The organism is Acidisoma sp. L85, from assembly GCF_009765865.1.
GTDB lineage: Bacteria > Pseudomonadota > Alphaproteobacteria > Acetobacterales > Acetobacteraceae > Acidisoma.
Genome location: NZ_LMUQ01000073.1, coordinates 341,403 through 363,805 on the forward strand (window position 1 = coordinate 341,403; position 22,403 = coordinate 363,805).

Annotated in this window: 25 protein-coding genes and 1 tRNA gene; 11 read left to right on the forward strand and 15 right to left on the reverse strand. The window is 63.9% G+C overall.

Going from position 1 to position 22,403, the window contains the following annotated elements; all coding sequences use genetic code 11:
* Positions 1–91: 91 nt before the first annotated feature.
* Entirely contained in the window at positions 92–577 is a 486-nt protein-coding gene (locus tag GSQ83_RS25175; protein WP_158805689.1) for a glutathione peroxidase, read from the forward strand.
* Positions 578–589: 12 nt separating this feature from the next.
* On the opposite strand, the gene GSQ83_RS25180 is transcribed toward GSQ83_RS25175, so the two are convergent.
* Positions 590–913: a hypothetical protein gene (locus tag GSQ83_RS25180; RefSeq protein ID WP_158805593.1), complete on the reverse strand. Its 324-nt coding sequence runs from the start codon at positions 911–913 to the stop codon at positions 590–592.
* A 75-nt stretch (positions 914–988) separates the two neighbouring features.
* Complete coding sequence (locus GSQ83_RS25185; RefSeq protein ID WP_158805594.1) at positions 989–2,137, reverse strand: hypothetical protein; 1,149 nt, start codon at positions 2,135–2,137, stop codon at positions 989–991.
* 384 nt (positions 2,138–2,521) lie between these two features.
* Between GSQ83_RS25185 and GSQ83_RS25190 the strand changes: the two genes are divergently transcribed.
* Together GSQ83_RS25190 and GSQ83_RS25195 are read left to right on the forward strand one after the other, a co-directional pair.
* A complete protein-coding gene (locus tag GSQ83_RS25190) occupies positions 2,522–4,246 on the forward strand; it encodes a serine aminopeptidase domain-containing protein (protein ID WP_158805595.1) in 1,725 nt (574 codons plus the stop codon).
* A 40-nt stretch (positions 4,247–4,286) separates the two neighbouring features.
* Positions 4,287–5,285, forward strand: a complete 999-nt coding sequence (locus tag GSQ83_RS25195) for a class I SAM-dependent methyltransferase (RefSeq protein WP_158805596.1) — start codon at positions 4,287–4,289, stop codon at positions 5,283–5,285.
* A 52-nt stretch (positions 5,286–5,337) separates the two neighbouring features.
* Here the strand turns inward: GSQ83_RS25195 and GSQ83_RS25200 are convergent, their stop codons facing one another.
* A complete protein-coding gene (locus GSQ83_RS25200; protein ID WP_158805597.1) occupies positions 5,338–6,474 on the reverse strand; it encodes a redoxin domain-containing protein in 1,137 nt (378 codons plus the stop codon).
* A gap of 428 nt (positions 6,475–6,902) precedes the next feature.
* Positions 6,903–7,199 (reverse strand): hypothetical protein, encoded by a 297-nt coding sequence (locus GSQ83_RS25205; RefSeq protein WP_158805598.1) that lies wholly within the window; start codon positions 7,197–7,199, stop codon positions 6,903–6,905.
* Between the two features lie 250 nt (positions 7,200–7,449).
* Between GSQ83_RS25205 and GSQ83_RS25210 the strand changes: the two genes are divergently transcribed.
* On the forward strand, positions 7,450–7,674 hold the full coding sequence (locus GSQ83_RS25210; protein ID WP_158805599.1) for a cysteine rich repeat-containing protein: 225 nt from the start codon (positions 7,450–7,452) through the stop codon (positions 7,672–7,674).
* Positions 7,675–7,740: 66 nt separating this feature from the next.
* On the opposite strand, the gene GSQ83_RS30930 is transcribed toward GSQ83_RS25210, so the two are convergent.
* Complete coding sequence (locus tag GSQ83_RS30930) at positions 7,741–7,872, reverse strand: hypothetical protein (protein ID WP_256367063.1); 132 nt, start codon at positions 7,870–7,872, stop codon at positions 7,741–7,743.
* Between the two features lie 131 nt (positions 7,873–8,003).
* Positions 8,004–8,708 (reverse strand): glycosyl hydrolase 108 family protein, encoded by a 705-nt coding sequence (locus tag GSQ83_RS25215; protein WP_158805600.1) that lies wholly within the window; start codon positions 8,706–8,708, stop codon positions 8,004–8,006.
* Positions 8,709–9,066: 358 nt separating this feature from the next.
* Here GSQ83_RS25215 and GSQ83_RS25220 point away from each other — a divergent pair, with 358 nt between their 5' ends.
* The gene (locus GSQ83_RS25220; RefSeq protein ID WP_158805601.1) at positions 9,067–9,312 is read left to right on the forward strand and encodes a hypothetical protein; all 246 of its coding nucleotides are present in this window, start codon (positions 9,067–9,069) and stop codon (positions 9,310–9,312) included.
* Positions 9,313–9,442: 130 nt separating this feature from the next.
* Here the strand turns inward: GSQ83_RS25220 and GSQ83_RS25225 are convergent, their stop codons facing one another.
* Positions 9,443–9,712, reverse strand: a complete 270-nt coding sequence (locus GSQ83_RS25225) for a hypothetical protein (protein ID WP_158805602.1) — start codon at positions 9,710–9,712, stop codon at positions 9,443–9,445.
* Between the two features lie 443 nt (positions 9,713–10,155).
* On the opposite strand from GSQ83_RS25225, the gene GSQ83_RS25230 reads away from it, so the two are divergent.
* Positions 10,156–10,647 carry a hypothetical protein gene (locus GSQ83_RS25230; protein ID WP_216850563.1) on the forward strand — a complete coding sequence of 164 codons (492 nt, stop codon included), beginning with the start codon at positions 10,156–10,158 and terminating at the stop codon, positions 10,645–10,647.
* A gap of 110 nt (positions 10,648–10,757) precedes the next feature.
* Here GSQ83_RS25230 and GSQ83_RS25235 read toward each other — a convergent pair.
* The 4 genes from GSQ83_RS25235 to nth all read right to left on the reverse strand — a co-directional run bounded on the left by GSQ83_RS25235 (position 10,758) and on the right by nth (position 13,630).
* A tRNA-Met gene (locus GSQ83_RS25235) sits at positions 10,758–10,832 on the reverse strand.
* A 100-nt stretch (positions 10,833–10,932) separates the two neighbouring features.
* Entirely contained in the window at positions 10,933–11,769 is an 837-nt protein-coding gene (locus tag GSQ83_RS25240; RefSeq protein WP_158805604.1) for a phosphodiesterase, read from the reverse strand.
* 17 nt (positions 11,770–11,786) lie between these two features.
* A complete protein-coding gene (mnmA, locus tag GSQ83_RS25245; protein ID WP_158805605.1) occupies positions 11,787–12,866 on the reverse strand; it encodes a tRNA 2-thiouridine(34) synthase MnmA in 1,080 nt (359 codons plus the stop codon).
* A gap of 20 nt (positions 12,867–12,886) precedes the next feature.
* A complete protein-coding gene (gene nth / locus GSQ83_RS25250; RefSeq protein ID WP_158805606.1) occupies positions 12,887–13,630 on the reverse strand; it encodes an endonuclease III in 744 nt (247 codons plus the stop codon).
* Between the two features lie 93 nt (positions 13,631–13,723).
* On the opposite strand from nth, the gene GSQ83_RS25255 reads away from it, so the two are divergent.
* On the forward strand, positions 13,724–14,233 hold the full coding sequence (locus tag GSQ83_RS25255; RefSeq protein WP_158805607.1) for a DUF2244 domain-containing protein: 510 nt from the start codon (positions 13,724–13,726) through the stop codon (positions 14,231–14,233).
* 28 nt (positions 14,234–14,261) lie between these two features.
* On the opposite strand, the gene GSQ83_RS25260 is transcribed toward GSQ83_RS25255, so the two are convergent.
* Entirely contained in the window at positions 14,262–15,146 is an 885-nt protein-coding gene (locus GSQ83_RS25260; protein ID WP_158805608.1) for a LysR family transcriptional regulator, read from the reverse strand.
* Between the two features lie 60 nt (positions 15,147–15,206).
* Entirely contained in the window at positions 15,207–16,175 is a 969-nt protein-coding gene (gene trxB / locus GSQ83_RS25265) for a thioredoxin-disulfide reductase (RefSeq protein WP_158805609.1), read from the reverse strand.
* Between the two features lie 165 nt (positions 16,176–16,340).
* Between trxB and GSQ83_RS25270 the strand changes: the two genes are divergently transcribed.
* The gene (locus tag GSQ83_RS25270; protein WP_158805610.1) at positions 16,341–16,832 is read left to right on the forward strand and encodes an Lrp/AsnC family transcriptional regulator; all 492 of its coding nucleotides are present in this window, start codon (positions 16,341–16,343) and stop codon (positions 16,830–16,832) included.
* Positions 16,833–16,910: 78 nt separating this feature from the next.
* Here GSQ83_RS25270 and GSQ83_RS25275 read toward each other — a convergent pair whose 3' ends face one another.
* On the reverse strand, positions 16,911–17,750 hold the full coding sequence (locus GSQ83_RS25275; protein WP_158805611.1) for a GDSL-type esterase/lipase family protein: 840 nt from the start codon (positions 17,748–17,750) through the stop codon (positions 16,911–16,913).
* A 9-nt stretch (positions 17,751–17,759) separates the two neighbouring features.
* Positions 17,760–18,599: an undecaprenyl-diphosphate phosphatase gene (locus GSQ83_RS25280; RefSeq protein ID WP_158805612.1), complete on the reverse strand. Its 840-nt coding sequence runs from the start codon at positions 18,597–18,599 to the stop codon at positions 17,760–17,762.
* Between the two features lie 70 nt (positions 18,600–18,669).
* Here GSQ83_RS25280 and GSQ83_RS25285 point away from each other — a divergent pair, with 70 nt between their 5' ends.
* The 3 genes from GSQ83_RS25285 to typA all read left to right on the forward strand — a co-directional run bounded on the left by GSQ83_RS25285 (position 18,670) and on the right by typA (position 22,299).
* Positions 18,670–19,941 (forward strand): RsmB/NOP family class I SAM-dependent RNA methyltransferase, encoded by a 1,272-nt coding sequence (locus GSQ83_RS25285; protein ID WP_254065897.1) that lies wholly within the window; start codon positions 18,670–18,672, stop codon positions 19,939–19,941.
* A gap of 133 nt (positions 19,942–20,074) precedes the next feature.
* Positions 20,075–20,263 carry a hypothetical protein gene (locus GSQ83_RS25290; protein ID WP_158805613.1) on the forward strand — a complete coding sequence of 63 codons (189 nt, stop codon included), beginning with the start codon at positions 20,075–20,077 and terminating at the stop codon, positions 20,261–20,263.
* 206 nt (positions 20,264–20,469) lie between these two features.
* A complete protein-coding gene (gene typA, locus GSQ83_RS25295; protein WP_158805614.1) occupies positions 20,470–22,299 on the forward strand; it encodes a translational GTPase TypA in 1,830 nt (609 codons plus the stop codon).
* Positions 22,300–22,403 lie beyond the last annotated feature (104 nt).

The window sequence follows — 22,403 nt, forward strand, 5'->3', positions numbered from 1 at the left end:
GGCGAGGGCAAACCGCCGGGACGATCCTCCCGTTATGAGACAGCGGCTTACGGGCGGGGTAGAAGACTGGCGGCCGGGACAGGGGATGCGTATGGCGCCGACTGCCTATGATTTCAGCTTCGACACGCTGGCAGGCCAGCCCTATCCGCTCGCAGCTTTGCGGGGGCGGCCGCTGCTGGTCGTCAATACCGCGTCCCAATGTGGCTTCACGCCGCAATATGCCGGGTTGGAGGCGCTTTGGCGGGCGCGGCAGGCACAGGGGCTCGTCGTTATCGGCGTGCCTTGCGATGATTTCGGTCATCAGGAGCCGGGAGACGCGGCCGACATCGGCGCCTTTTGCGAGAAAAATTTTGGCGTGAGCTTTCCGATAATGACAAAGGTCCATGTTCGCGGCGACGAACGCCATCCATTCTTCGGCTGGCTGGCTGAGACGGGCGGTGTGCTCTCCCGCCCGCGCTGGAACTTCTACAAATACCTCATCGGCGCCGATGGCCGTCTCGCCACCTGGTTCGCGAGCCTCACCAAGCCCGAGTCGGCGAAGCTTCAGCGCGCCGTGAATCGCGTGACGCGCGTCTGACGGGGTGTCGCGCTAGAGCGATCCCTTGCCGAAATTGGCGAAGGTCTGGCGGTCCTTGTTGTCGCGCATGAGCGACGAGAAGCTCGGGATAATCTCGAAGCCGAGGCCCTGGGGGACGCCGGTATCCTCGTCGGCTGTGATCTTGTTGTAGGGCGCGCCGGAGATCTTTTCCCACTTTCCGGCAGGTTTCTTGGCTTCCAGGTTAACCAGCGTTGCCTTGAAGACCATGCGAACGATCGCCTCTTTCGGGGCGGAGGGCTTAGTCAGGCTCGGGCAGCCGGCGATGATCTGCCAGCCATTCGCCAAAGCCCATTTGGTGAGCTCTTCGCGGTCCAATGGGCGTTCCTCCGGTCGGGAGCCGTCGTCCTAGGTGGAAGTGCCACGGGTCGCAAGCGGCTCAGTTCCGGCCCGTCAGAACCGCCAGTTCGCGCTAAGTACCGGGCCGACGGTCCACTCGTTCCAGGATTTGCCGGATAGATTGCTCGAGCGGCGTTCAAAGCCGATTTGCAACGCGATCTGAGGTGCCCCGAAGCGTTGTTGCCGCGCAAAGCCATCGCTGCCGAAGAGAGCTGTGGAGGGGTCGTAGGCGATTGTCAGAAGTGGCTCGACTTCAAAATCACGCCGTGGTGTCGTGCCGGCGCTGGCTGGCGGCACGTCGAACCATCGCTCCCTGATGCTCGCGAGAAGCGAGACGCTCCAATTGGGCGAGGGCACATAGGTAATCGAGGGTACCGCATAGAGCGCGACCGAGTCCGGTCCGGGCACGCGCAGCCGCCGCTGAACATAGAGGCGGAATCCCAGGCTCCAGACGGCGGCGACCTGGCTATTCGCGCTGATCGGCAGGCCGCGAAAGTTGCCCGAGAAATTGAAAACTCTGCCCAATCCGACGACAACGTCGTTCCTTGTATAGGTCCAGGTCGAGAAGGTTCCCTGGAACCCCATAGTTCCCTTGTACCAAAAGAACGGCGACCAGGCTTGATCATTGGCTTTATCCTTGTAGGAGACCATGAATCGGGCAGAAGTCTGGTCGCCTCCCGCCTGCGGCTCCGCGCCATATCGATCGGTATTGGCCCGCAGCCTGACGCTGAACGCCAGAGGTGCCGATTGCAGATTCTTGCGCCACCCCAATTCGGCTTCGGGGTCAGCTTCCATGGAAGACGGTCCGTCGGACTGCAACTCGTTCGGGTTTGAGTCGTAGAAGATCGGCAGGTTTGCCCGGAAGGTGAAATCGCGCAGCGTGATCGGGATAGGCTGGGAGGCGACGTCGCGCGCATATGCCGCTTCTTGCGCGGCGTCGACAGCGTCTTCCTGTTCGTCGATCCGATCCGACCTGCTGTCCTGCGCCTCGGCACGCGATTCGCTCGTGCTGTTCTGAGCCATCGCGGATCTCGCCGATACGGGCGCCGCGACCGCGAGCAGGATCGCGCCGCCGAATAGGATGCGCCTTGCCCTTGGATTTGCGGAAGATTGGCCCGAGATCGTCAGCATTCCCGAGGCCCCGGTCTCGTCGGACCACGTGACCCCGCCAGTTCCGCCTTCTGCGAATCGGCCGCCGGCCATGCCAAATCTGCGTCGCGCGGCTGATAAGATGTTGTTTTGACTAGCATTTAGCGTAACACCCATTGTGATTAGATCGCCTGGGCGGATGTCAGCCTATAAGCCATATGATCCTTCGATGCTCGCTTGGTAGTCTAAGCGAAGTCAGGCGTCTTTGATCAGCATCTCCGCGATCTGAAAGGAGTGCCGATGGGTCTCTCCAAAGTCACAGACAGGCTGCGAGGTGAAGGCATGATCGCTGACCCACCGCCAGATCTGACAGCTGTAAACCGGTCGCTTGAGCGAGACTGGCTGGTGGCCGCTCCAGTTTCGCGAGGCGCTAGCGCGGTGAGAAGCGACGGGGCTTGTGGTGATAGCGTCGCTGCCCCACAGGACCGCGAGCGCCTGATGACGCCCGTCGTCTTCAATAATTGCTTTGGCTGGCTGCATTCGAGCCAAGCGAGTGCGGCCAGCGATGTCGCGGTGCTGCTGTGTCCTGGCCTCAATCGGGATGCTCTGGACGCGCATTACCCGTTGCGCCTTCTGGCGGATGAATTCGCGGCTGCGGGCTATCTCGCGATGCGGTTCGACTATCCGGGAACCGGCGATTCCTGTGACCTCGCCGATATCGATGGCGAGCCTGGAGATTATTGGGCCGCCTGGCAGCAAAGTGTAGCCGCGGCTGCGGATTGGCTGCGCGGCTCGACCGGAGCGCGGCGGCTGGTGTTTTGCGGGCTCCGCTTTGGCGCGCTCCTCGCCACGTTGGCGGCCGAACAGCGAGACGATGCGGCCGGGCTGATTCTTCTGGCGCCCGTGCTGCGTGGCCGCTCGTATATGCGGCAGTTGAGCGTCGAAGCGCAGCTGCAAAGCGGTGCGGCCGAATCCTCAAGTTATACCTTGGACTTTCAGGAACTTCGTTTCAGCGCTGAGACGGTTGCCGCGATCAGCCAAGCGGATCTGCGGCAAGTCCGGCTGATGAATGGATGCGAGGTCGGCGTCTTCTCCCAGTCGGATTCGAGCCTGCTGAGCGATTGCGCGGAGGCCTGGAAGCGAGGCGGCGCCAAGGTCACTTGCGCCAGCTTCGAGACGCTGGAGCCGATGCTGCACCATAACATTCAGGGTGAGGGCCAGCCGTCGGATTTTTCCGCAATTGTTGATTGGATCCGGCAGGCTGTGCCAGTGGGGAAAGTCTCCCTCCCTGAAATTGCCTCGCGCAGAGCCATTCTCTCGCAACCCGGATGGGTCGAGGAGCCCCTCCGCTTCGGTGAGGGCGATCGGTTATTCGGCATGCTATGCCGCCCCGACACCCGTGCCGGTGATATGGCGGTCATCATCACCAATACAGGAGTCGATCCCCATTACGGCTTCGCGCGGTTCGGCGCGGAATTTGCGAGGCGCCTGGCGGTCGCCGGTATTGTGTCGCTGCGGCTGGACTTTTCCGGACTCGGCGACAGCCTGGGCGTTCCGGGCAAGGAAGAAGTGGTAAGTTCGATTTTCGAGAGCGACCGCCTGCTCGATATCAGAGCGGCCGCCGATGCGCTTGAAAGTCTGGGCTATCACCGGTTGGCGATGCAGGGACTGTGCTCGGGCGCCTATCATGCTTTGCGAGGTGCCGTGGCCGACCCGAGAATCGAAATACTCATGCTAGTGAACATGCCAGTGTTTCATTGGCGCAACGGCGACACGATCGAATTCGTTGCCCACAAGCACGCCACGAGCGATTATCTCCGCAAGCTGCGCAGCCTGGAAACTTGGAAGCAGCTCCTGCTAGGCAAGTTCAACGTGCGCGGCATCATCCATGCGCAGCGCGAGCGGCTGTTCGAGCGTATTGGGGCGGTGGCGTCAAATGCACTCCGAAAACTTGGTTTGGCCGTTTCGCAAAATCCGGCGCATTGCGCCATGGCGGCCTTGTCGCGCCGCCATGCCAAGACCTTGTTGCTCTATGCCGCGAATGACGGCGGTCTCGATGTATTCGAGCAGCATTTCGGTCGTGGCGGAACCGGGCTGCGGGCTTTTCAGGGCGCCTCCCTGGAGATTGTGCAGGGGATCGATCACTCGCTCAGCGGCCGCGGGATGCGGCGAACCGTGGCGCAGTTGATGATTGCCTTCGTGGCGGCCTCTCTCGGCACCTGACGGCTACCGACGCCGATAAAAACAATAAAAGGAGGTAGGTTTGGAGAATCTTACGCCGGCGCCGTTCGTCGATGCGCTGCTCGGCTATCAGCAAACGGCAGCGCTTTATGCCGCTGTGAAACTTGATCTGTTCAGCCTGGTCTGCGCGGGCACCGACACCGCCGAGGGCATTGCCGCCGCCAGCGGCGCCGCGCCACGCGGTGTGCGTATCCTCGCCGACTACCTCACCATTCGCGGGTTTCTGGAAAAATCGGGGCAGCACTATCAACCCGCACCGGTCACACGCGCGTTTCTCGACCGAGCTTCACCTAGTTGCATGAGCGGGATCGTTGATTTCCTGGCATCGCGTGAGATGCTGGGGATCTATTTGGACGACCCAGTGTCGTACGTGCGCAACGGTGGTTCGCCGGGCCTCGGGAATATTGCTCCGGACAACTCGGTATGGGTCACTTTCGCCGAAGCGATGGGGCCTTTCATGGGCGGGCAGGCCAATCTGGTTGCCGAGCATGTTGGGGCGTGGAACGACAGACCTCGCCGGGTGCTCGACGTCGCGGCGGGTCACGGGCTGTTCGGAATTGCGGTCGCCAAGGCGATTCCGGATGCAGAGATTACCGCTGTCGATTGGCCGGCCGTACTCGAAGTGGCGAGCGCCAACGCGCGGCGAGCCGGTTTGGACGTTCGCTATCATCTCTGCCCCGGTAACGCCTTCGACGTGGATTGGGGGACCGGCTTCGACCTCGTGATGTTGCCCAATTTCCTCCATCATTTCGATCACGACGGCTGCGTCGCCATCTTGCGCCGTGTGCGCGCAAGCCTGGCGCCCGGCGGCCGTACCTTGGCGGTGGAATTTGTGCCGAACGATGATCGCGTGTCACCGCCGATGCCCGGGATGTTCTCCTTCATGATGCTCGCATCCACGCCGAGCGGAGACGCCTACACGCATGCGGAGTTGGAGGCGATGGGCCGCGACGCCGGCTATTCCAGCGTCACGGTGGCGCCGCTTCTGCCAACGCCTCAGACCCTGGCGGAATTCATCTGAATTCAGGCGGACGGGGAGGGGATTGCCATCAAGCCGGCACGACCCCTTCGCGTTACGCCGGAACGACAGAGACGGGAGCCTCCGCCTTCTGGAGGGAATGCAGATATCCCTCCCTGATCTTGGCTCCTTCGTCGTCATAAACGAAAGGCAGGAAAGCATAGCGGCTGCCGCTCGTGATCTTCGAAACGGCGTGAAGGATGTTGCAAGGAAACACGACTACCCATCCCGGGCGCGCCTTGTAGCCGCGTGGATTATATTCTGGGAAACGCACTTCGCCGCCCTCAAAATCATCGTTCAGGTTGATCGACAGTGCAAAACGCCGATGGGCGGTGATGGGCTGCGTATTGTCGCGGTGGGGCGTGAAATGGCCGCCATCCTCGGCCGCATAGCATCCCACCAGATATCGTTCCATGCGGGTTATGTTCATGAAAAACACACGGCGAATTTCGGGCAACACCCGCCGCACGATACGGGCCTGCGCTTGCTGGATTAAATCGGTATCCGTGAGCAGGAAGTCCCGCCGACTTTTCATGGCGCGATCGAGCACGCCGGTATTGTTCCGCATGACGCCGCTTTCTTCTCCACCATCAGCCTTGTACAGATCGATGAGATGGCGGCAGAAAGCCGGCTCGAAAACATTCGGCAGGATGAGAACGGGCGCGGGAACCTCGAAGCCGGCAAAGGCGGCCGGGGCGGGTAGACCACTCAGAAAAGCAAATAGATTCTTGTGCTCGGTATCCTCGGCTGAGATCGGAAAGACTGCCAAGACGTGGAGAGTCGGATCGACAATTAGCCAGAATCGCCTATACTGCGTCATCGCGCCGAAGGCCTCGTTTTGGGGAGCGGCACCGCATAGCCGGCTGACGGTTCCGTCGAAATCCCACATGAAGCGAACACCGGGCTTGGCGTCCTTCACGCGGCCGGATGTTTCATCCTCGGGATCGATGCTGATGCCGAAGAAACTCGCGCGCTGGTCGTTGAAGAATGCGCGGTGTCTCAGCATGGCGTCGATGGCACTCTTCCCGACGGGGTTTGCGGCCGATCCATAGAAGCAAAGCACGAGGTAGCGGCCGGCGTAGTTCTGGTAGGAGAATTTCGGCAGTTCCGCGGTTCTCTGAACGAATTCGGGGGCGCGGTCGCCAGTCTCCAAGCGCACGAAAGACGGGGCGGCGATTGCTTGGTCGTTCATGGCGCCTTGGTGCTCCTACTCCGCTTGGTCGATTATCCGAGGGAGCGGAGGGGCGCAACAGACCCGGGTGCTGGGCCATCAGGCGGGCGATACTTCATGTGTGACAAATTGTTTCCTGGGTTGGTTGGGTAGTACCCAGGAAGCCATAATGAAGGCTAGCCCCAGAACAGTAAACCCCGCCAGGCAAAAGCGGGGTTTACTGCAGCGAGAGAGGCGAATTTTCGACGTCAGGCAGTTTAGGTGAGGCCCTGGACGCCGCGGGCACGTTAGGCTCGGACACTATCAGCGGAGAAATTTCGGCTTCCGCTGCCGCGTAAGTGACCAAGAATTGGCATGCGGCGATCGGCTCCGCAATTATCCCTTGTGACGGCGCCGATCGGCCGAACCGCCGGACGGCGTAGTCGCCCGGGATCCGGCGCCGAAGTTCTTCAGGCCACGATCGTGCGCGGAACCCAGGAGAAGGCGCAGTCCTCCAGGTGGCTGAATTCCTGCGGACTGATGCCCCAGAGGTTGACGCTGCTAGGATCGCCGGGCGCTCGGCTGAGGGCTGCATGGGGAACAAATGGCGCGCCCATCGCATAGTCCAACAGGGTCGGCTCCTTCTTTTCGCCGAAGAAGGGAAAGAGGTAATAGGCGTGTTCCTGAACGATCTTGTCCCAGGCATCGGGATAGGTGATCGTCCCGAGCAGCTCACGCTGCGCCGAATAGAGATTTCGCGTTGCCACGCTTGAGCGACCTCAGGCTGCGAGGGGTTGGCGTCTCCTACAATGGGCGATGGAGAAGTGTCATCTTCACCAAAAGTGACCTTTGGTGCAGGTCGCCCGCTTTCCCTTGCGACCGAGCCGGCGAATGAAGCTGGCGGCCGGTAAATTCGTGAGACCGGCAAATTGACGCTGGGCCGGCTCTGCAACCTATGCGATAATTCCGCTGGTATATGCGCGCGTAATAGTCAAACCGGTTGATATTGGAACTCCAATGAAATCTTTTGTTTTAACTCTTCTATTATCCTCTGGGCTTGCAGCCTTCTCCTCGGCGGCACTGGCGCAGACGATGATGCAGGCCTGTGGCCCGGATATTCAGCGCCTCTGCTCACATGTTGGGCCGGGCCATATCAAGCAGTGCATGAAGAAGCACATGAGGGAACTTTCGCCCGTCTGCGTAGGGACACTGGTGAAGATGAAACAAGGAATGTCTCAATAATCATCGAGACTTTCCGGCAGGGGTTGCGCCTTTTTGTGGCGCAACCCGCCTGTGTCGCGTTGTTGTTTACCGGTACCAGTAGTAGTGGGGATGATGGTAGTAGCCAGGCCCGTAGCCGTAGCCTGGCGGCCCGTAATAGCAACCCGCGACTGAGACGGCGAGGGCCACTAGGAGTAGAATAGGCGTTAAGCGACGCATGCTGCGCTCTCCTGTGACAAGGGCTCTGGGCTGTTGGGATCGATCAGATATCACCCGCGAGCCGAATCCTGTCACTTCAAGAACGTGTTAGGCCTGGACCCGGCCGAAACTGGCGTTCCGCGGGCGTATGCTCATGCCGGCTTGCCGAGGATGGCGAGCGCTGCCTGCGAGCGACGCGATGTGCGGGCGAGCCAGCCGACTCCACTGGTACCGAAATTGGGCAGGCTGCGGTAATAGGCGTTTTGCGCATCGCCGAGTGCGAGGCTGATAACTGCGGCGCGCTGCCGCGGTTGCGCCGCCACCGCAGCGAGGGTGATGGGACCAACCCAGCCATCCCGCACCACCCCGAGACGCTGTTGCAGAAGCAGCATATCGCTTGCGTTGAGGGAGCGGGCGAGGGTCGGCAGGTCCAGCGTCGCGAGGCTCCTTAAGGTGCGGGAGCCGATGGATCCGTCCTCCGTCACACCCAGAAGCTTCTGGAGAAGCCTCGCGGAGGTGCCGACATCCGTGTCCCAGCCGAAGTCGAAGCACATGAGATCGAGGCCGGATGGCAGGTCATCGCATCGCAGCGGCTCCCAGTAGCGGCTGCGCGCCATCCCGTTCAGCACGCTCTCGGGCAGGGTCTTCATCCAGTCGGCGGTAACGACAACGCCTGGATCGGTTTCCGCCATGTAGGCGATCGTCGCCGGTGCGCTGCAGCCCAGGTTGCTCCCAATAAGCTCGCCCTTGCCGGTGACTCCCGTCGACCAGTTTCCGCTTTTCTGAGGGTCGGCGTTGTAGCCGGATGCCTCGGACTTGGCGAAGGCGGTAGCGAGCGTGAAGTTGTGGGCAGCCATTCAAACATCCTCCATCGGGGAGCAGTTCATCAGGGCGCGCCATCCCGCGAGCCACGGGATCGGCCGTTGGATGAGCATATCGGAAAGACGAGGCTTGGGTTGATAATGTGCTGTCCCGTGCACGCTCAGGCACACGATGACCACGGGTCGAATAGTTGCTGACGCTTTAAAGCTACAATTGAAACGCATAGCTTACATCTGAAGCCATTATTCTGAGCATGGCTTCCATCGGTTAACAGGACTTCTGCTGCGCCGCAGCAATCGTAAATTTAGCTCGACGGGATGCAACGACGATTGCGGTGTTGGTTCCGCGCTGGCCGCCATGAGACGACCGGCTACTGACTTGGAGAGCATTGTTATGAAGAATTTTCTGATGGCGGCGGTGGCCGCGGTGTCGCTCGGCATGACCGGCGCCGCAATGGCGAGCCAGCCCATGATGCGCCACTCGGTGGATCAGCAGGCCCGCAACGACCAAGTGGCTCCGCAGCAGCGGCCCGCTTACCTCGCAAGCAACGGCGCCCAGGGCAACAGCAGCGTGCTGCCCAGCCAGCGCCCGGCCTATCTGAGCTGGCTGCCCAGCCAGCGCCCGGACTACCTCGCGTAATCTTCGCCACGATGGGCCGGTCGAAAGACCGGCTTTTTCGTGTTCGGTAGGGTGAGTAGTGGTTTCCTGAATAGCAAGACTGGACAGCGCGATCCGGTAAGTGACGTGGGCTCCTGCGCAGAGGACTTCGCTAACGGAAAAACATCGAGATCACGATCGTCAGCGCAACGCCAAATAGCGCGACTACTACAGCGATGAGCCCGCCGATGCCTCTTACCGCGGGCCACGGCTCAGGGGGCGCCGCTAGGGTTGGAGGAGCCGCACTGATGGTGCTTGGCGCCGATGGCACCGAGACCCGGACGCCGAGCGGGGCGGACTTCCTTACAACCCAGATGCCCTCGCCATCTGCTGGCAGTTCTGGCGGTTTCCCGACTACCCAGAGGCCTGTGTCATCCGCCATCAGTGCCCCTCCCGCCAGGTCATCGCTCTGTAACAATATCAAACGTGGATTGGCCTTGTCGACCGATCGCCTCTGCCGCCGGCTAACACTGGCTGTCGTCGGCAGCGTGTAGGCAATCGTTTTCGCCTTATCGATCGCTCCAAAAAGCTACCCGCCGGAGGGCGTGGCGCACTGTGGCAAAGGCGCTACGGGCCAATACGTGAAACACCAAGATTATTTGAAGTCGGTCGTACGTCCATGCACACTCGCGTGCGATCCCTTGCCGTAGATCGTCGTTGCCTGAGCGCCGTTGGCCAGCAGGAAGTGACCGTCTTGCGCAGTCTGCGGCATGTCCGGCGATAAACGGCTGAAGAACGCAGGATGACAATTTCGGGTCGCATCGCTATCATTCCGCCTAAGCAACGGAGGGATAGATGCGGTCCTTCGGCATCCTCGGCCTTGCCTTGGCGGTTTCCTGCGCGATTCCCGCGCTGGCGGATGAACAACTCATTCCTCTGGCTCAAAGCGGCTCTTGGGCAGCCGTCGAGCATCGTCCTTCGATGACGGATCCACCCGATGTCTGCCTGGCATCAGTGATAAACGGCGCAATGGCGCTGAGATCGGACGGCACCACCGTGGAACTTCGCTCCGGCAATGACTCATGGTCGTTACCCGATGGTGTCCAAGGCTCGATAAGCTTTACCGTGAACGGGAACACCTATTCTTTCGATATTGTGTCAAACACGGACACAATGGTCTCGGCTGATGTCGATGCTGACAAAGTGCAGCCGATTCTCGACGACATGGCGAAGGCTTCCAGTTTGACTTTGACCATCGGAAAGGCGAAGCCAATTTCCGTGTCGCTGTCAGGAAGCTCCAAGGCACTGAACGCCTTCAGGACCTGCGCAGGGATAGGCGGAGGCGCTGCGGGTGGCGGGACAAATCCATTTCAATGACCGTGTATGCCCGACGAGCTAGGCCGGGGGAAGCGTGCCTACCGACCGAAGCGTTTCGAGGGGATGGTGAAGTGGACCCGGTTATCAACTTCTGGGCTCAACGAAACCCATGGTAGCGGCGGACGGATTTGAACCGCCGACCAAGAGATTATGATTCTCCTGCTCTACCGCTGAGCTACGCCGCCACGGATGGGTCATGCCGGGCGTGCCGGCATGCGGTGGGAGGCGATAGCGCCGGCTTATGGGCGGCGTCAACCCGTCCCGACGGCGAAGCGGCCCGCAGACTCAGACCTTGGCGGGGCGGCCGGGGTAATCGTCATCCACCTGGAAAGGGAAGGGGCCGGGGAAGCGCTCGACATAGGCGGTATGGCTCGCGATGCCGCCATCCGGCTGCAACTGGTGCAGAAGGAATGCCGGCGGCTCCAGCACCATCGCATCCAGGCCGACAGGGGTAAGGTCGAGCCAGGACTGATGCACCACCGCCGGCGCCACAAGCACGATGGCGCCGCCGAGCCGGCCCACGACGGCGCGGTGATGGTGTCCGGTGAGAATGCGCTCGACCTGGTTGTGCCGCGCTAGAACCTCGCCGAGCGCCGCAGTGTCGCGCAAATGAATGCGGTCCATGCCGACGGAGCCGGTCAGCATCGGGGGATGATGCAGCACCAGGATCGTCGGCCGGTCCGGCGCCGCGCTAAGGCTGCGGTCGAGAAAGTCCAGACGGCCGCCGTCGAGCAGGCCATGACCCGCCTCCGCGACGACCGAGTCGAGCATCACCAGGCGGATCGGGTAGTCCTCGACGACATATTGGACGAAAGGCTCGTCGGAGGTGACGCCGGGCATATCGGCGAGACCAGTGCGAAAATTCTCTCGGCGGTCGTGATTTCCGGGCACCACGAAAACCGGCATGGTCAGGTAGCGGCGCAGCAGCGTCACCGCCATCCGATATTCTTCCGGCCGGCCGCTTTCGGTGATATCGCCCGAGATCACAACGACATCCGGCACGGGGCGCATCGCCGCCAGAGTCAACAAGGCACGCTCGACGAGCATATTCGTGTCGATGATGCGTGAGGCCAGTTCGCCGCGCGGACGAATATGCAGGTCCGAGAGCTGGGCGATCAGCATGCGAAAGTCCTTCGGGATCAGGCGGCGAGGGCGGCTCGGGTGATGAAGCCGCCGCCGAGGACACGCTCGCCGTCATAGAAGACGCAGGCCTGCCCGGGCGCGGGCAAAGCGGGCGTCTCCAGCACGACGGAGGCGCCGTTCTCCGCCGTCGCGCGCACTAGCGCGGGCTGCGGCTCGGCGCGGGCGCGGAGCTTGACGAGAAGCGACAGGCCCTCGGGCGGCGGCGTCACGAGCCAGTTGACCTCGCGCAGCCGCACCTCGCGTGTGCCGCCGTCCCGCGGGCCAACCGTCACGCGGCGGCGGCCCGGGTCGAGCGCGGTGACGACGGGCGGCTTGACGCCCTCGACGCGGGGCAGGCCGAGGCGTTTTGCCTGGCCAACCGTGAAGCGGGCAACGCCTTCGTGGCGGCCGAGAACCTCCCCCGCCGCGTCCACGATCTCCCCCGGCGCCATCGCATCCGGCCGCAGCTTGGCGACGATATCAGTGTAGCGCCCGGCGGGGACGAAGCAAATGTCCTGGCTATCCGGCTTGACCGCGACCGACAGGCCGAGCCGCGCGGCCTGGGCCCGCACCGCTGCCTTGTCCGGCATGTCGCCGAGCGGGAAACGGCTATAGGCGAGCTGCTCGGCTGTAGTGGCGAAAAGGAACCAGCTCTGATCGCGGGCCGCATCCATCGCGCGGTGCAATTCGGGGCCGTTGGCGCCATCAACGCGGCGGACGTAGTGGCCGGTCGCCATGGCCTCGGCGCCGAGATCGCGGGCCATGTCGATGAGGTCGCCGAATTTCAGGCTCTGGTTGCAACGCACGCAGGGGACCGGGGTTTCGCCTGCCGCGTAGCCACCGGCGAAGTCCTCGATGACGGTCGCGCGGAAGCGGGCCTCGGCGTCGATCACGTAATGGGCGATGCCCAGGCGATCCGCGACGCGGCGGGCGTCGTGGATGTCCTCGCCCGCGCAGCAGGCGCCGCGGCGTTTGGCGGCGGCGCCGTGGTCGTAGAGTTGCAGGGTTACGCCGATGACCTCATGGCCCTGCTCGGCCAGTAGGCCGGCGACGACGGAACTGTCCACCCCGCCGGACATGGCGACCACGATGCGCATCAGGAGACTTTCGGCTGAACTCAGCCGCCTTCTACCTCGATGGCGGTCGCTCTGCCACGCGGTTTCGCGGCCGGCTGCTTCGCCCGTGGCTCTGGGGTCTTGGGTCTGTAGGCACACCAGGGAGCGGCGCCGCAGCGCCAGCATTCCGGCGTGCGGGCTTTGCAGATGTAGCGGCCATGCAGGATGAGCCAGTGATGGGCGTGCAGCAGCATGTCCTTGGGGATGCGCTTCAGCAGCCCATCCTCGACCGCCCTCGGCGTCTTGCCGGGCGCGAGGCCAGTGCGGTTGCCGAGACGGAACAGGTGAGTGTCCACGGCGATCGTTGCCTCGCCGAAGACCACGTTGAGCACGACATTAGCGGTCTTACGGCCGACCCCGGGCAGGGCTTCGAGCGCCTCGCGGTCGTGCGGCACTTCGCCGCCGTGGTTGTCGAGCAGCGATTGTGACAGGCCGATCACCGCCCGGGCCTTGGATTGCCACAGGCCGATCGACTTGATGAAATCGCCGAGGCCCTTCTCACCCAGTGCCACCATCGCAACCGGTCCGTCGATCTTCTTGAACAGCGGCGCGGTGGCGCGGTTGACCGAGGCATCTGTCGCCTGGGCGGATAGCACCACGGCGACCAGCAGGGTGAAGGGGTCGCGATAGGTCAGCTCGGTCCGCGCATCCGGCCATTGATCCGCCAGCGCCTGCATGAAGGGGCGCACGTTGCGGGTGGGCATGCGGACGGGGTGGGCGGCGGTGGCGGGCGGGGCTTGGGCCATGAGCAGTGCTAGCCGCTTTGCCGGTGCCTCGCCAAGGCAGTGCCGCGCGGTTTGGGGCTGGAGAATTCGCCGGCGAAGGGCCAAGATTGTCGCATGGTCGAGGATGCCGAACCCGTCGTGTTCGAGGCGGAATTTCCGCCCTATCGCAGCCTTTCGCCGCGCGGGATCACGATCGCCGTTTGCCTGCTGGGCGGGCTTAGCCTCGCGGTCACCACGATGTTCTGGATCCTGGGAGCCTGGCCGGTGGCCGGCTTCGCGGGCGTGGAGGTTGGGCTCGCTCTCATCGCGTTGCGCTGGAACGCGCGTGGCGCAAATGCGCTGGAGACGCTGGTACTGACCCGGCAGTCGCTACGCATCGACCGTGCGACGCCAAGCGGACGGCGCCGCAGCACGACGCTTCCTGCCGCCTGGCTCGGCTCTCGGCTGGAGGAAGCGCCGGGGCGGGTGCCGCGGCTTTTCCTCATCAGCCGCCGCCGTCAGTTCGAGGTGGCGCAGAGCCTAGGCGAGACGGAGAAGCGGGACCTCGCGGAGGCGCTCGGCGAGGCGCTGTATCGCTTGCGGCATCCGACCTTCGACAATCCACAGCTTAGAGACGGGGCGTAGGCTACACGTCATACGCCCCGATGCCGCCTCAGGTTTTCTCCGCGATATGCGCGAGCAGGAAGTCCCGGAACACCGCAACGCGCTTCGAGTTCCGCAGCTCCTCCGGATAGACGAAGAACACATCCACCTTGGGCGCCTTCACCTCGGGCAGGATCTGCACCAGGCCCTGGGTGTCACGCGCGAGGTAATCCGGCAGCACGCCGATGCCGAGGCCCGAATGGATGGCCAGCGCCATGCCGTGCAGGTTGTTGATCTCGAGCGCCGCACGGCGCGGATTGCCCGGGCGGCGTCCGGCCTCGGCCAGCCAGTTGATGTCCTCGACCGGCGGGCGGTAGCCGCCGAAGAGGATGATCTTGTGGTTGTCGAGGTCCTCCGGCGTCTGCGGCGTGCCGCTCTTCTTGAGGTATTCCGGCGCCGCGAAAACGTTCCAATGGATGTCCATCAGGTGGCGCTGCACCAGATCCGGCTGCTTCGGCGGATGCATGCGGATCGCGACATCGGCCTCCCGCATCGCTAGATCGAGATCCCCGTCATCCAGGATCAGCGACATCGTGACCTCTGGATACTGCTCGAGGAAAAGCTGCGCCCGGGAGGCGAGCCAGGTCGAGCCGAAGCCCACCGTCGTCGTCACCTTGAGCCGCCCGGCAGGGCGCTCCTTACTTTCGGTCAGCAGCGCCTCGGTCATCGCGAGCTTGGCGAAGACCTCGCGCACCGTGCGGTTGAGGGCTTCCCCCTGCTCCGTGAGGATGAGTCCGCGCGCATGGCGATGGAAGAGCGGCACCTGAAGCGCCTCTTCCAGTGCCGAGATCTGTCGCGAGACCGCCGACTGGCTGAGGTTCAGGGTGTCGCCGGCATGGGTAAAGCTGCCCGCCTCGGCCACCGAGTGGAAAACCCGCAGTTTGTCCCAATCCATGCTTCGCTATTCCCGATCCAAGGCAAAAGTCGGTTCGGGAGGTCGCATGACCTCCCGCGGTCAGTAGGCGGCGACGGCAACCTCTCGCGCGGCATGCGAGAGAAACTTTTCGGCATCGAGAGCCGCCATGCAGCCGCTTGCGGCGGCGGTGACGGCCTGGCGGTAGATGCGATCCTGCACGTCACCTGCGGCAAAGACTCCAGGCACGGAAGTGGCGGTATTGCCGCCCGAGGTCAGAATGTAGCCATCCCGGTCCATCTCGACCTGCCCCTCGAAGATCATCGTATTGGGCGTATGGCCGATCGCCACGAAGACGCCGTCGAGCGCCAGGGTCCGCTTCTCGCCGGTGCGAACGTGCTGGAGGCGGAGGCCGTCCACCACGGCGGGCGTGCCGCCGCCGAGGATTTCGTCCACCTCATGATCCCAGATCACGGAGATCTTCGGATTGGCGAATAGCCGCTCCTGCATCACCCGCTCGGCCCGCAGCGAATCGCGGCGGTGGACCAGTGTAACGTGGCTGGCGTGGCGGGTGAGGTAAATCGCCTCCTCGACGGCGGTATTGCCGCCGCCGATCACCGCAACCGCCTTACCGCGATAGAAGAAGCCATCGCAGGTCGCGCAGGCCGAGACGCCGGCGCCGCGCAGGGCACGCTCGGACGGAATCTCCAGCCAGCGGGCGGAAGCGCCGGTCGCGATGACGATGGTATCGGCCTCGAACCGCTCGGCGGAGTCGGAGATCGCGACGAAAGGGCGGCGGGACAGGTCGATCTCGGTGATGATGTCATGGATGGCGCGGGTGCCCATGGCTTCAGCCTGTGCGGCCATCTGCTCCATCAGCCATGGTCCCTGGATGACCTCGGCGAAGCCTGGATAGTTCTCGACATCCGTGGTGATCGTAAGCTGGCCGCCAGGCTGCAAACCCGCGACAAGGATCGGTTGCAAGCCTGCCCGAGCCGCGTAGATCGCGGCGGTATAGCCGGCAGGCCCGGCGCCGATGATCAGCACCGGCGTGCGGTGAGCCTGAGGCATAGAGGGATCCATTCGATTCGCCAGTTCAAAGAATATAGTGCTCAGGATGCATGGCAAGGAAAACGGCCTGCGGAAAGCGCCGGTTATTGCTCCATAACCATGCGGATGAAATAATATTTCGTCAGCCGTTATTCAACGGCGCCTCTGGAGGCCGCCGATCCGCCGATGAAGTCCCATGTTCAAGCCAAGGCGGCCGAGGATAGCGAGCTCGACTCCATCGACCGCCGCATTCTCAGCGAACTCCAGACCGATGGCCGCATCACCAACGTGGAACTGTCACGCCGCGCGGGCATTTCGGCGCCTCCTTGCCTGAGGCGGGTGCGGCGGCTGGAGGAAAGCGGCATCATCCACGGCTACCATGCGGAGACCGATGCCGCGCGCCTGGGCTGGACCATCTCCTTTTTCGTCATCGTCGGGCTGGACAGCCAGAAGGAGTCGGTTCTCACTCGATTCGAGCAGACGGTGGCCGGCTGGGACGAGGTGCGCGAGTGCCACATGATCCGTGGCGGCGGCGATTTCCTGCTCCGCCTCCTCGCGCGGGACGCCGCGCACGAGAATGCACTCACCCAGCGGCTGACGGGGATCGCGGAGGTAAGCCGGGTGCAGACGCTGCCGACGATCCGGACGAGCAAGAGCCTGGCGGGGGTGCCGATTTAAGTTGGCGTGGCGCCCAGTCAAACTCACCCCCGATCCCAGCCCTAGAAGGGAGGGCCGGGGGTGGGTTAGTGCGCCGCTCTACCGACTCGCCTGGACCGCCAGATGATCGCGGTCGCCTAACATCCGGTGCAGGCGGGGCTCGATGGCGGCGGCGATGCGGGCCATGCCGAAGGCGTCCGGATGCAGCAGCACGCCCGGCACGACCATATGCGCGACCTGCGGGTGGCTCGGGATGAGCAGGGCGGCCGAGAGCTTCGAGAATTTCGGATCGAGGTAAAGGTCGCCGTCGATCTGGCCGTTCTTCAGCAGAAGATGGCCGACATCCATGAAGGTCACGAAGTCGCTGTCGCGATAGACGGTCGCCAGGTCGGCGTTGATGATGGCCGTCTGCGCGCTGGCCCAGGGCGTCCTACGACTGGGCAGGACGCCCAATAGCAGCACCTTCGCCTGGGGCAGCTTGCGGTGCAGGATGGTGGTGATGGCCTCGATGCCACCCACGGTTTGCTCGGCATCCCAATGGGCACGGCCGAGGTTGTTGGCGCCGATCAGCACCACCACCGCGCGCGGAGAGATGCCATCGACCTCACCATGATCCAGGCGCCAGATCACGCTGGCCGTGGTGTCGCCGGTGAAGCCCAGATTGATCGCGGACCGGTCGCCATAGAAGCGATTCCAGACTGGCGCGTAATCGGCATAGGCGGCCGGCATCGCAAGTTCCCAATTCTGGGTGATCGAGTCGCCGAGCCAGACCAGCCCCACAGGACCCTCGCGGTTGCGGGTGAGGCTGTGCTCGAACCGGTGTTTCCACCAGGGGAGGTCCATACGGCCGATCGGCGCCGCAGCCAGGTTGTTGCTGCTCGCCAGCGCGGGTGCCAGGGGCAGCAGCAGGCCGAGCGCCAGGAGCAGACGTGCGAACATTGGAAGACCCTAGCGAAAGAGCAGGAAGGCCGCGCTGCCGAGGCCGGCGGCGACACAATACCAGGCGTAGGGATCGAGCGCCGAGCGATCATGGCCGCGGAAGTAGCGCATCAGGAAGGCGGTGCTGGCGAGTGCGGTGAGCCCGGCCACCACGGCGCAGATCAATGACAATTGGAAGACACCGCTGCCATGGAGCGCCGGATCATGCAGCAGCTTGGGAATCTCGAGCACCGCCGCCGCACCGATCACCGGCGTCGCGATCAGGAAGGAAAAATGCGCCGAGCCCTCGTGATCGACACCGCGTAGCACACCGCCCAGGATCGTCACGCCGGAGCGCGAGATGCCGGGAACGAGTGCCAGGCACTGCCAGAGACCGATGATGAGGGCGTCCTTCGCCGTAAGGGTCGATAGCGCGCGGCTGCCGCTGCCCTTCATTCTTTCGCCCACGAGCAGGATCAATCCGTTGACGACCAGGAACACGGCGGCGATCAGCGGTGTCGCGAAGACTCGGCGCAGCGGATGCTCCAGCACCAGGCCGATGACCACCACCGGGATCATCGAGATGATGATGAGGGCAAAGACTCGCCGGCCCTCCTTGTTCGCATGAGCGTCGCTCATCCCCAGCAGTGCGCGGATGATGGCGAGCCAGTCGCGCCAGAAGAAGACGAGCAGGGCCACGGCCGTGCCGACGTGGAGCATGACCAGGAAGGGTAGGAAGCCACTGCTCTGCAGATCGAGATGCCAGCCAAGCAGCGCGGGCAGCACGACGGCATGGCCGAGGCTGCTGACAGGGAAAAGCTCGGTCGCGCCTTGGACAAGGGCGATGATGATGGCGTGCAGCGGATCCATGGGCGGCGGGATTCTCCGAGGTCGCGGGTCTGCATAGCCGATCCCGCGACGCCCGCAATCGACGAAATCTGTGTATAGCCGCCGCGTGCCGAACGATCCCCCTTCCGCCGACCCCACCCGCGACGGCGCTTTTGCTCTTCTGGCTGCCGTTCTCGACCGGCATCGTTCGCTCGAGGACGCGCTCGATTCCCTGCCGGCGATGGATCTGCGTGATCGCGCCGCCGCCCATCGCCTGGCCGCCACCGCTCTGCGCCGCTGCGGCACGATCGATGCGGTGCTGGAGCCCTACCTCGCCAAGGCGCCGCCGGTGGCCGTCAAGCATATCCTGCGGCTGGGTGTTGCGGCCCTGTTGTTCCTGGAGGCGCCCCCTCATGCGGCGGTCGGCACCGCCGTCGATCTGGCCAAGCGGCGAGGGCAGACGAAGGTCGCCGGGCTGGTGAATGCCGTGCTGCGCCGGGTCTCGGAACAAGGCGTCGCGTCACTCGCCGACCTGGATGGCCCGCGACTCGACACACCGCTGTGGCTGTGGGCGGCCTGGGGACGCGAGGGGCGTGCCATCGCGACGGCACATCAGAGAGAGGCACCGTTGGACCTCACCCTGAAGCCGGGCGCGGCGGTGCCCGAGGGCGGCACGCTCCTGCCGACCGGCTCGGTCCGCTTCCCCGCCGGCACGCACATCGCCGACATCGCCGGATTCGCCGAGGGCCAAAGCTGGGTACAGGACGCGGCGGCGGCTTTGCCGGCGCGGCTGCTCGCGGTAAAGCCGGGCGAGCGGATCGCCGATCTTTGCGCGGCACCGGGCGGCAAGACGGCGCAACTCACGGCCGCCGGCGCGGAAGTCTTCGCGATCGAGCGTGATGCGGGGCGGCTGCGCCGGCTGCGGAGCAATCTCGACCGGCTCGGCCTCTCGGCGACCCTCGTTGAGGCGGATGCCATCAACTGGCAGCCGCCAGCCCCATTGGATGCGGTGTTGCTCGATGCGCCCTGTAGCGCTACCGGCACGATGCGGCGGCACCCCGACCTGCCTTTCCTCAAGAAGCCCGGCGATATCGGGGCGCTGGTAGCGGCGCAAGACCGCCTGCTGCGGGCTGCCGTGACGATGCTGCGCCCTGGCGGACGGCTGATCTACGCGGTGTGCTCGCTACAGCCGGAGGAGGGCGCGACTCGCGCCGCGGGTGCCTTCGCCCGGCTGCCGCTGGAGGTGATGCCGATCTTGCCCGAAGAGGTTCCGGAGCTTGCCGAGGCCATCACGCCGGCGGGATTTTTGCGGACCCATCCGGGGCTATGGCCCGAGCGCGGCGGGCTGGACGGGTTTTTCGTGGCAAGGTTCAGGAAGCTCTAGCGCCAACACGCCAAGACGTTACCGCGTCGGGTCCCCGCGCGGGGTAGTTCCGCGAACCAGCCATGGCCTTTTTTCAGACCCCTAACGCCCCCATTTGTCTTATCTTCGCAAGTGCAACAGGGGGTGACTGGTGATGACGGATGTGGGCAGCGATTCGAGCGATGTGACCGAGGTTTCCCTGGTCATGAGCCCGGCCGAGGCTAAGGCCGTCGACCGCTGGTCCGCTGAGCATCACGTCGAGGATCGCTCCGAGGCAGTGCATCGCTTGATCCAACACGGGCTTGACGCAGAAACCGCGGCCGACGACGCCCACCTGCGCTAGGCTCGCCCGCGACGCATAGCCGGGGCCTGCGCCGCGTTAGTGGCGCCTTCGGTTAGCGCTCGCTTCCGCGGCGGTGTTCGTTTATGTGTGCGCCGCAACACGACACGCCCTGCCTCTGACGGCTGACCCGTCATCGGCGGGGCAATTTCTGTACCGCCGAACTTATCCTGCCCCTTCGTGGGCTCCAAAAGCCGGACCTGATCCCTATGGATATTCGCAACATCGCCATCATCGCCCATGTCGATCACGGCAAGACGACGCTGGTGGATGCGCTGCTCAAGCAGTCCGGCGCCTTCCGCGACAATCAGCACGTCGCGGAACGCGCCTTGGACCGCAACGATCTGGAGCGTGAGCGCGGCATCACCATCCTCGCCAAATGCACCAGCGTCATCTGGAAGGGCACGCGGCTCAATATCGTCGATACCCCAGGCCATGCCGATTTCGGCGGCGAGGTCGAGCGCATTCTGAGCATGGTGGACGGCGCCATCCTGTTGGTGGATGCCGCTGAGGGCGTGTTGCCGCAGACCAAGTTCGTGCTCGGCAAGGCGCTGGCGCGGGGCATCCGCCCCATCGTGGTAGTCAATAAGGTCGATCGCCCGGATGCCCGCGCCGACGAGGTCCATAACGAGGTTTTCGACCTATTCGCCGCGCTGGACGCGACGGAGGAGCAGCTCGACTTTCCGATGCTCTTCGCCTCCGGCCGCCAGGGCTGGGCGGATGAGGTGCTCGAAGGCGCCCGCAAGGATCTCGCGCCGATGTTCGATCTGGTGATCCGGCATGTCCCGTCGCCGAACCTGAATGTCGATGCGCCTTTCGCGATGCTGGCCTCCATCCTGGACTACGACAACTTCCTCGGCCGCGTGCTGACCGGGCGTGTCGAGCAGGGCCGTGCGCGCCTCAACATGCCGTTGAAGGTGCTGCGCGCGGACGGCACGGTAGTCGAGACCGGGCGACTGACCAAGCTGATGTCCTTCGATGGCCTCGACCGCGTGCCGGTCGAGGAGGCGCAGGCCGGTGACATCATCGCGATCGCGGGCCTCACCGATGCGACGATCCCGGATACCTTGGGCTCGCCTGAGCTGATGTCGCCGATCCAGGCCATTCCGGTCGACCCGCCGACCCTCTCGATGACCTTCCGCGTCAACGATGGCCCGCTCGGCGGCCGTGAGGGCAAGAAGGTTACGTCCCGCCAGATTCGCGACCGGCTGATGCATGAGATCCAGGGCAACGTGGCCCTCAAGATCACTATCAGCAACGAGACGGACGCCTTCGAGGTCGCCGGCCGGGGCGAGTTGCAGCTCGGCGTGCTGATCGAAACGATGCGCCGCGAGGGCTTCGAGCTCACCATCGGCCGCCCACGCGTGCTGACCCGCGTCAACGAGGAGACCGGCGAGCGCGAGGAGCCCATGGAGGATGTGCTGGCCGATGTCGACGAGCCCTATACCGGCGTAGTCGTCGAGAAGCTCAGCCGCCGTAAGGGTGAGTTGCAGGACATGCGGCCCTCGGGCGGCGGCAAGGTTCGCCTCACCTTCCGCATGCCGAGCCGTGGCCTGATCGGCTACCACGGCGAATTTCTCACCGACACGCGCGGCTCGGGCGTGATGAACCGGCTGTTCGCCGGCTACGGTCCCTGGAAGGGCCCGATCGAGGGCCGCCGCAATGGCAGCCTGATCTCGAACCTTGATGGCGAGGCTGTGCAGTATTCGCTGTGGTATCTGCAGGAGCGCGGCACGCTGTTCGTGAACCCGGGCGAGAAGGTCTATACCGGGATGATCGTCGGCGAGCACAGCCGGGACAATGACTTGGACGTCAATGTCATCAAGGAAAAGAAGCTCACCAATATCCGCGCCGCCGGCAAGGACGAGGCGATGCTGCTGATCCCGCCGCGCCGGATGTCGCTGGAGCAGGCGATCGCCTATGTCGAGGATGACGAGCTGGTGGAAGTAACCCCCGCCGCCATCCGTCTGCGCAAGCGCCATCTCGACCCGAACGCGCGCAAGCGTGCCGGTCGGGCTTCGGAGTCCGACGCGGCCTAGCCGACAGCGCCGGCTCCTTCGCGGTCCGCAGGGGGCGAGCGTAGGGGTACGCGTCTCGCCCTCATGTCACGAACAAGACGTCATCCTCAGCCCTCGCCAGGATG